General features: G+C 46.5%; 9 protein-coding genes and 2 pseudogenes. 8 read left to right on the forward strand and 3 right to left on the reverse strand.

Annotation, left to right across the window (positions count from 1 at the left end; genetic code table 11):
- The first annotated feature begins 232 nt into the window (after positions 1–232).
- The gene (locus tag JX312_RS05585; protein WP_239653818.1) at positions 233–715 is read left to right on the forward strand and encodes a pyridoxamine 5'-phosphate oxidase family protein; all 483 of its coding nucleotides are present in this window, start codon (positions 233–235) and stop codon (positions 713–715) included.
- Positions 716–1,006, forward strand: a complete 291-nt coding sequence (locus JX312_RS05590; RefSeq protein WP_128715397.1) for a nitrous oxide-stimulated promoter family protein — start codon at positions 716–718, stop codon at positions 1,004–1,006. It abuts the gene before it with no gap.
- 58 nt (positions 1,007–1,064) lie between these two features.
- Here JX312_RS05590 and JX312_RS05595 read toward each other — a convergent pair whose 3' ends face one another.
- The 3 genes from JX312_RS05595 to JX312_RS05605 all read right to left on the reverse strand — a co-directional run bounded on the left by JX312_RS05595 (position 1,065) and on the right by JX312_RS05605 (position 3,682).
- Entirely contained in the window at positions 1,065–1,364 is a 300-nt protein-coding gene (locus tag JX312_RS05595; protein ID WP_204457335.1) for a cupin domain-containing protein, read from the reverse strand.
- A 274-nt stretch (positions 1,365–1,638) separates the two neighbouring features.
- On the reverse strand, positions 1,639–3,309 hold the full coding sequence (gene hcp / locus JX312_RS05600) for a hydroxylamine reductase (RefSeq protein ID WP_204457336.1): 1,671 nt from the start codon (positions 3,307–3,309) through the stop codon (positions 1,639–1,641).
- Positions 3,310–3,331: 22 nt separating this feature from the next.
- The gene (locus JX312_RS05605) at positions 3,332–3,682 is read right to left on the reverse strand and encodes a DUF488 domain-containing protein (RefSeq protein ID WP_204457337.1); all 351 of its coding nucleotides are present in this window, start codon (positions 3,680–3,682) and stop codon (positions 3,332–3,334) included.
- Positions 3,683–3,857: 175 nt separating this feature from the next.
- Between JX312_RS05605 and JX312_RS05610 the strand changes: the two are divergent.
- The 6 genes and pseudogenes from JX312_RS05610 to JX312_RS05640 all read left to right on the forward strand — a co-directional run.
- Positions 3,858–4,127, forward strand: a pseudogene (locus JX312_RS05610) (hypothetical protein); the annotation flags it as partial.
- 144 nt (positions 4,128–4,271) lie between these two features.
- Positions 4,272–4,643, forward strand: coding sequence for a BlaI/MecI/CopY family transcriptional regulator (locus tag JX312_RS05615; RefSeq protein ID WP_204457338.1), 372 nt, complete (start codon positions 4,272–4,274; stop codon positions 4,641–4,643).
- 74 nt (positions 4,644–4,717) lie between these two features.
- Positions 4,718–5,011: pseudogene (locus tag JX312_RS05620) on the forward strand (CatB-related O-acetyltransferase); the annotation flags it as partial.
- Positions 5,012–5,031: 20 nt separating this feature from the next.
- Positions 5,032–5,928, forward strand: coding sequence for a class A beta-lactamase (bla, locus tag JX312_RS05625; RefSeq protein ID WP_204457339.1), 897 nt, complete (start codon positions 5,032–5,034; stop codon positions 5,926–5,928).
- 9 nt (positions 5,929–5,937) lie between these two features.
- A complete protein-coding gene (locus JX312_RS05635) occupies positions 5,938–6,219 on the forward strand; it encodes a zinc ribbon domain-containing protein (RefSeq protein ID WP_239653819.1) in 282 nt (93 codons plus the stop codon).
- A 1,006-nt stretch (positions 6,220–7,225) separates the two neighbouring features.
- Positions 7,226–8,719, forward strand: a 1,494-nt coding sequence (locus JX312_RS05640; RefSeq protein WP_204457340.1) for a tetratricopeptide repeat protein, incomplete at its 3' end; no start/stop codon positions are given.

Consider the following 8,719-nt stretch of genomic DNA (forward strand, 5'->3'; position numbering starts at 1 on the left):
AGTTAGTTTTTTGGTGGTACTTAAAATTACTCATTTTCTTGCAATTAGGCAAGAATCCATGTCGTTTTTTTATGACTTTACCTCTGGAAATCAGTACTTGCGAAACTTAAATTAATCACAATATTTTATCGGATATGATAATGCTGTCTCTCTATCCGATATGACTGGATGCTTCTTGATGTTTCAGGAACAATCAGATTGTTATTCCTTTATTTTTTCTTAAATTTGCGATATGAAACAGATGAGAAAAGCAGCAAGGCAGAAAGATGAGGACTGGGCGCTTAATGTGTTTGACCGTGCTCCCTTTGTAACGATGTCGATGATACGACCGGACGGAACGCCATACGGGCTCCCGCTGTCGTTGATACGGGGGGAGGGGCACACGTTTTATTTCCATTGCGCCGACGAGGGGGAGAAGATGGATTGCATAAGGGCCAATCCCATTGTCAGTCTGAGTGCCGTCAGCCGATGCTCCCCGAAATTTGAAACCGGGAAAAAGAATTTTACTATGTATTATGACTCTGCCATCGCTTTAGGGGAGGCGGAGATTGTGACTGATAACGCGGAAAAGATTATGGCTTTGCGTCTGCTCTGCCAACGCTTTTTACCTAATTACATGGGGAATTTTGATGAAGCGATCAAGCGTAGCCTCAACCGCACAACCGTTGTCAAAATAACACTCACAGAACCGCCGGTCGGCAAATCCAAACCATAAATGAAAATAGAATACGAAATCAGGATCGTAAGAGAGATGATCCGTCTATATTGCCGCCTGAAAGAGGGAAATAGAGATACTTGTCCCGGGTGTGAGAATTTGGCGAGGTATGCCGAAAGCCGTCTGCGCCATTGTCCTTTCAGCGATTCGAAAGGAAGTTGCCGCAAATGCAGGATACATTGTTACCGTCCGGATATGAAAGAAAAAATAAAGACGGTCATGCGCTTTTCCGGCCCGAGGATGCTCATTTATCACCCGATAATGGCTATCCGACATCTAATCGGGAAATAATAAAGGCATCCGGGGAGTCCATACTCTCAGGATGCCTGAAGACCGAACGATGCCGTGCTCATGCGTTGAGCTTTGTGACAAGAACCTTGAACCGTTCCGTAGCCTTTAAGGAATGTTTCACACCCAGTGTCATAGTGAGCGCATCACCCTCTTTCAACTCAAGTACTTTATCCTCAATGTTGAACTCCATGCTCCCATCTATTACCTGGACGAGCACGTCGGCATTAGCCGTATGTGTGGGAATCTCAAGTCCCTTGTCAACTGCCATAAGGAGCGAAAGCCCGCTATGGTTCTGCATGACAATCTCCTTCGCTATGGAGCCGTCAGCGTATGGAATTCTGTCTTTTAATCTGAACATGTCGTAAATTTATTTAGAGGTTTCTTTTTTTGCGAATCTTCATAGTGATGACAAAGCCGATGCCGAATATCAGAAAATATAGTTTCCTGCAAACGCGGGGGTATTCGCCCGTTCATATATTTCTGCCATCCGGCGTTAAGTATGATGAGGAGCAATATCCACCATTCGGGGTAATATGCGGCAAGAGACAGCGCCGCCAGCCAAAGGATGGCGTGCGCCGCCGCTATCACATATTTATGGATAAACCGATTCACATTCCGACCGTCCATTTCTTTCAACCGATAAGGGTAGCCAAATCTTCGTCAACGGTGGCGATGGTACCTATATTGAACTTCTCCTGAAGCACTTTCAGAATTTCGGGGGTGAAAAACGCCGGCAGCGTCGGGCCGGTGTGGATATTCTTCACTCCGAGGCTCAACAGGGCAAGAAGCACTATCACCGCCTTCTGCTCATACCATGCGATGTTGTAGACAATCGGCAGATCGTTGACACTCTCCAGGCCGAAAGCGTCCTTGAGAGCATTGGCAATCACGACGAGCGAATAGGAGTCGTTACACTGTCCGGCATCGAGCACGCGCGGAACACCCTCGATATCACCGAGCGGAAGCTTGTTGTAGCGGTATTTGGCACAGCCTGCGGTGAGAATCACGCAGTCTTTAGGAAGCCTTTCCGCAAATTCCGTATAGTATTTGCGCGAGGGCATTCTGCCGTCACAGCCTGCCATGACCACAAACTTGCGGATTTTACCGCTTTTGATGAGGTCGATAATCTTAGGCGCCAAAGCAAGCACCTGGTTATGGGCGAATCCGGCGACAATCTCACCGTGCTCTATCTCTGTCGGCGGCTGGCATGTCTGCGCCCGCTCTATGATTTCGGAAAAATCCTTTTTGCCGTCCTTCCCCTCGGGGATAAAATGTGTACCGGGCATTCCGACGACACCGGTCGTGTAGACGCGGTCCATGTAGGTGGTTTTCGGATGCGGGGGCACGATGCAGTTGGAGGTGAAGAGGAACATGCCGTTGAATGTCTCGAACTCGTCAATCTGCCGCCACCATGCGTTGCCGTAGTTACCTGCAAAGTGGGGGAATTTCTTGAAGAAAGGATAGCTCTGGGCAGGGAGCATCTCCGAGTGGGTGTAGATGTCAACCCCTTTGCCTGCTGACTGTTCGAGCAGTTCTTCAAGATCCTTGAGGTCGTGACCGCTCACGAGTATGCCCGGACGGTTCCTTACTCCTATGTTTACCTTTGTGATTTCGGGATTGCCGTAGGTCGATGTGTTTGCCTTGTCAAGCAGAGCCATAGCCTTGACACCCCCGTCACCCACATTGAGCACGAGCGAAAACAGCTCATCCACGCTTATGTCAGGACGGCTTATCTCGGCAAGGGCGTTCTCTATCACGACATATATGTCTTCGTCCTCATAACCGAGGTTACAGGCGTGGCGGGCATAGGCCGCCATACCCTTGCAGCCGTACATGGCAAGCTGCTTGAGACCTCTTATATTCGGGTTCTTGTCATAGAGCACACTTGTGATTTCTTCTTCAAGAGTGCCGCTGTGTTCGATTACCTCATGTACGCCATATTCCTCCTTTGGGATATGATACGACACCTCAGGCATGAAAGGAGGCTCCATGCCGCGCTTTTTCGACTCTCCTTCGAGTTCGTTTTTCAGGTCAAGGGCTTTTGTGATATAGCCGTCGAGCATATCATTGTCGAAGTTCGCGTTGGTGATGGTGGTGAACAGTGCGTCGACGATGAACCGGGATGCATCCTTGCTTGATGCGCCTTTCTCTCGCAACTGTCGGTTTACGATGGCCATGCCACGGGCGATGTAAAGCAGCTGATCCATTCTTGCAGACGTTTCGGGTTTCTTTCCGCATACACCTTGTATCTCGCAGCCTTTGCCGCGTGCGGTCTCCTGGCACTGGTAACAGAACATTTTCATAATTGGAGGATATGTTAAGAGATTATTTTGTCAATAAGTTGTAAACCACAGTGGCATTGTTATATCGTTCATCATGAGACGAATAAAGTAATGTCACTACAGATTTCTGTGCAAGAAGATGTCGCAATGCCCCGAACGAAGGGCTGGTCTCCAGTTCTTTGGAATATCGAGTCTCAAATTCAGACCATCGGTTATCGGGATCCGCATGAAACCATTCGCGGAGTTCTGTGGACGGCGCGATATCCTTATCCCACAAATCATAATGGAAAGTCTCGTGCGAGAGACCTCTCGGCCAAAGTCTGTCTATATATACCCTGAAGCCGTCTTCCAGAGAAGCGGGTTCGTAAGCCCGTTTTAATTGATATTGTGTCATAAACTGTGATATTACATATATTTACTTTCCAATTTCAACACCTGTATACGCTGTATGGTTCATAATTAATAATGCGTCATGAGGATTGAATTTTATTTGAAACAAAGCATACAACAAAACTTGATATTAGTAGAACCCCATTGAAAAATGACTGCATGAAACAGGGTCGAGAGGAATAACTCAGCCGGAATCGCATCTTTATGAAACGGTAAGCTCACTGAAAGTTGTGACACGCCTCGTGCGGTATTCAAAAGTGAAAGATAATGATTCTGGTCCGAGTTGCTCTCTTGCCGAAGCTTTGGAAAAACAAGACATGTTTATTAACTTGACACTGGCGCAGCTCGGCTGCAATCTGCTGTGGAAAATGTTCCGTCACGGCATGATAGAACACCATGACCTGTACCTGAATCTCTCCTCCATGAAAGTAAATCCTATCCTGATTTAATAGATATATTATACCTGTACATGAATCTCAAATTTCTTTCTTTTATTGGAGAGTAGATATAATGATTCTAAAATTAAGCATATAAATCTTTGAGGTCTAACGAATTTAGACTAACTTTGCACTATAAATCTTAAGTTGAAGATAATGGAACAACTTACCAAGCGTGAAGAAGAAGTGATGAACAAGTTTTGGGAGAAGGGAGAAGCTTCCGTTAAGGAGATTATCGCAACTTATCCCGAACCTCGTCCAAGTAGAACCGCCATATCTACATTCGTGAAGTTTCTTGTTGATAAGGGCTTTTTAGGCCACAAGCCGGCAGGAAACAACGGATTCATCTATTATCCCATTATAGAAAGAGAGGAGTATTGTGGCAATAATCTGAAATATGTCGTTCAGCGATATTTCAATAATTCCATTCGTGGAGTGATAAGTACTCTTGTAAGAGATAGAAAAATGTCAGACGATGAAGTCCGGGAGTTGATAAATCAGGTGATAGAAGGCAATCGCCAAGAATAGAACTGATTATTATATGGAAGTCAAGAGCGTTATTGGCATTAATGGTGATGCGCAGGAAGATGGCAATATTTATCGATATTGTAATTGGCAATGATGTGTGGATTGGATATGACGCTATAATAATGGCTGGAGTGACCATCGGTGATGGTGCTATAATGGGCACACGAGCTGTTGTCACAAAGGATGTCGAACCATACTCGATTGTTGGCGGTGTTCCTGCAAAGGAAATACGAAAACGATTCTCTACAGATATTATAGCCCGATTGCAAGAACTCCAATGGTGGAACTGGGACGCAGATATAATTCGTAATTCAATAAAAGCTATTCAAGACGGGGATTTAGGTTCATTAGACTGTCATTTTATATGAGGAACAAAACTGTATTCAAAATGAGAAAGTTACTGTTTATAATTATATATTTGTCTTTTATATCGCCTGCTTTCGCTGGTGGAAACAAGGCGATAGAGAATGCTTTGCACGAGTATATCAAAGGGAAAGATGCCCGTATAGGTGTCGCGGTCATTATCAATGGCAAAGACACCGTATCTGTCAACGGCAATCGGGACTTCCCTATGATGAGCGTAGTCAAATTTCCGCTGGCTCTGACGGTAGCGCACTGGATAAATACTAACGGTATGTCCCTGAACGATACCGTAACATTCAGCGAGAAGGCTATGAAAGAGGATACCTATAGCCCGATGCTCAAAAAGTATGGTAAGAGCCGAAATACCATGACTATAAGAGAACTGCTTGAATGGTCTTTGGTTGAGAGTGACAACAATGCGGCAGACATACTCCTGCATCGCGTCGGTGGAACATCGGGAGTAACATCAATAATGAGGCAAATGGGTATCTCTGATGAGATTGTAATCGGAGCCACGGAAGAAGATATGCACCGTGATCCATACCTAAGCTATCTTAACCGTACCACACCTTTGGCAATGGCGCAGCTATTTGATAGGTTTTACCACGAATTGAGAAACGCATCACAGTCATATTCTGAAATATCCGTCATGCTTGAACAGTGTCGCACGGGGCTTGACAGGCTTGCTTTACCCCTTTTGCCTACTAATGCCCTGATAGGACATAAGACAGGTACGGGATTTCCGACACCCGAAGGTCGCATATCCGCAGTAAATGATTGTGGATATGTGAATTTGCCTAATGGTACAAGATATTCTGTTGCCGTGTTTGTTGCTGATTCCAATTACGACATAGCAACGACCACAGCCATCATTGCTGAGGTCTCTAAGATTGTCTTGGAAGGTTTGATTAAACAAAAATAAGATAAGAATATGGAACATAAATTTTGTCAAAGCTGCGGAATGCCGCTGACTACAGACAACAAAGGTACTAATGCTGATGGCAGTCGCAACGAGGATTACTGTATCATCGCATCCGGTCCGCAGACTCCCCGCGTTGGCGATGTGATCATGATAAAGTCTGACAATCGCGCGTTGGTAGACTCCATCATCGCTCAAGATCCGTTCAACATCAACGGAATTGCCGACTACCGGATTGTCGAGTTTACTCCGACAATGTTTGTAGAATCGAGCATTTCCGACATACTAAAATAAGTATTGATTCCGTTCAGATAAACCGACTCAAAAACGGCTCTGAACTTCACATATCAGTAGGAGATGGCGTTACGGACGCAACTATCGAAAAGGTTAAACGTAGCGTCATGAAATGTGGAATCAAGGGGATGTCAATATCTAATTTCTGACGGAATCATATTACGATGCCATACATATCAATCGAGAGCGGCAAACTGACCGCTGAACATAAAAACCGTTAATTGAAAATGAGCAACGATACACGAGACATCTTTCCCGGACTTAAAGCCCGCAAGCCACAATATGTGCTGGGCACAAAGAACGGGGATATACGCACATCAAACGTGACTGAGGAAAAGATCCTTGATGCTATAGACGACATTGAGGACAATGAATGTGTATACCTTGAAAAATGCGTGCCGGTGGTGTTAGTCAGCTATGCAGAGGCGTATTCCATTGATTATTTCAAGGATAGCAGCATTGCAGTGTGTTTCAGAGTCAACGGATGTCTGCTACGTATGTGGCGGTCGAACGTTGATTGCGACATGGCCGCCGATATCATGTGTGACTTCTTCCGCACTGCCTCGCTACCCGACATGACTGGCTGGCACTGCCAGAAAATTCATCCGGAGCAAGAAGAGGCGGAAGAGAAACTATGTGTGGATGGCGAGAACTTCCGATATTTCGGATGTCAGGATGTGGTTGGCGCATTGGAAAACATCATAGAGGGCAAATCACAATGGATGCTTTATGATTTCACAAACGGAGATGGCGGATATGTCAACATCCACAGGTGTGATAATGGCACAGCTCCGACAGCCAGATACAAAGTTGAATATGTAAGGTGGTCGGAGCCAGTGCCTATTGGTTACAGAGGTGTTATTTTTGATGTCGGACTCTTGCGGAACTGGCTCTGGAGTCTGATCGATAACGACAGGNTGCCAGACCCTCTGGATGAATGCGAGCAGTTTGATGTCAACGACCACTTCGAGAGACTGGTATTTAGATTTTTAGACGAAGATAAGAAATGAAAGGTAAATATAGCAGGCAGGTGAAAACAGCAGTCAAGCTGATTTGGTCAAGTTTTGATCGCGATGAAATACGCCGGGGATACTCAATACTTATACTGGAGGCGCAAAAGGGCGATGCAGATGCACTGGCATTCATAGCCCGTTGCTTCATGGGCGAGGAGTATGTGTGGCCACAAGCAGGCTTCAAAGTTGACGATGCCAACGCATCGAAGTTGATGCAAAAAAGTGCGATGATGGGCAGTGCCACAGGTGTTCTATGTGCTGCGCGAAGCTCAAACCTCACGCCCTCGGTGGAACGGCATATGCCGTTTGCCTCGTTTAAGGAGGCGTTTGAAGAGATTCTTGGCCAGGCAGAGCGTGGCGATGCTTTCTGCTGCTATATGGTCGCCAACGTGTATTTCTGGGGCGACTATCTGCGCGTCGAGCCCGACTGTGCCAAGCAATTCAAAGATGAAAGAGATTATAACGCATGGGCGTGGCCGATAGCAAAAGTGTGGTACGAACGCAGTTTCGACGGCGGGCTTTGTGCCGGATGGGGCAATTACTGCAATATCCGCAAATCAGGACTTTGCGACATTGCACAGGATGTCTTTGAGAAATATTACCTGATGCTGGCGGATATTTCACCCGTAATCTGCAACAACTATGGTTATTATCTCCGCACCGAGAAGGGCGACTCATACGGTGGGCTGTTGCGATATGTGGAGGCTGCCCGCAGGGGCGACCCTCAAGCCGCATACAATGCAGGGCATATCTACGAAGCCGGTGAAGAAGTGGATGAGAATATCGACCTGGCATATCAACTCTATGAAATGGCTGCCAAATGCGGACATCCCGCAGGACAATTTGAGGTAGGATATTATCTGTTTGAAGGCTTCGGTAATGTGGAGCAGGACTACGCCAAGGCTGTGGAATGGTTTGAAAAGGCATACCAAAACCCGAAATGCAGCGAGACCACCCGGACGCAGACCGCCGCCTACCTCGGTTTATGCTATCAGGAGGGGCTGGGAACAGTTCAAGACGACGATGTGGCATTTGAGTATCTTCATGAAGCCGGGGAAGACATCGACAATCTATGGGAGTCAATAACTGTCAAGGTGCTCACCGCACTCGGCGTGGCGTATGCCTTCGGTCGTGGCACCGAAACGGATATAGAGCTGGGATACCAATATCTTGAGGATGCCGCAAAACTCGGTTCGGAAGAAGCTAAAGAGTATATCAGCTATATCAACTCGTCGGACTTTGAAGCCAACGAGCGAAAAAAAGAAGAGCAGGCGACACCCATAGCCCCCTTTTGGCAGGAAGTGACTGAAAGAATCAGAGATGCGGTTGCAACTGACCTGCGCGAAATTCTTGGCCGCATAGATGATGAGCACATATACACTGCCGCCTTGGTCACCGACAGGTATTGCTGCTCGCTATTTCTTGCAGTGAACACCCTGGAGTACCTTGAAAGCGAAGACGAAGAACCCGATGACGAGAGTAAATGG

This window comes from Barnesiella sp. CU968 (genome assembly GCF_905219685.1).
GTDB lineage: Bacteria > Bacteroidota > Bacteroidia > Bacteroidales > Muribaculaceae > Lepagella > Lepagella muris_A.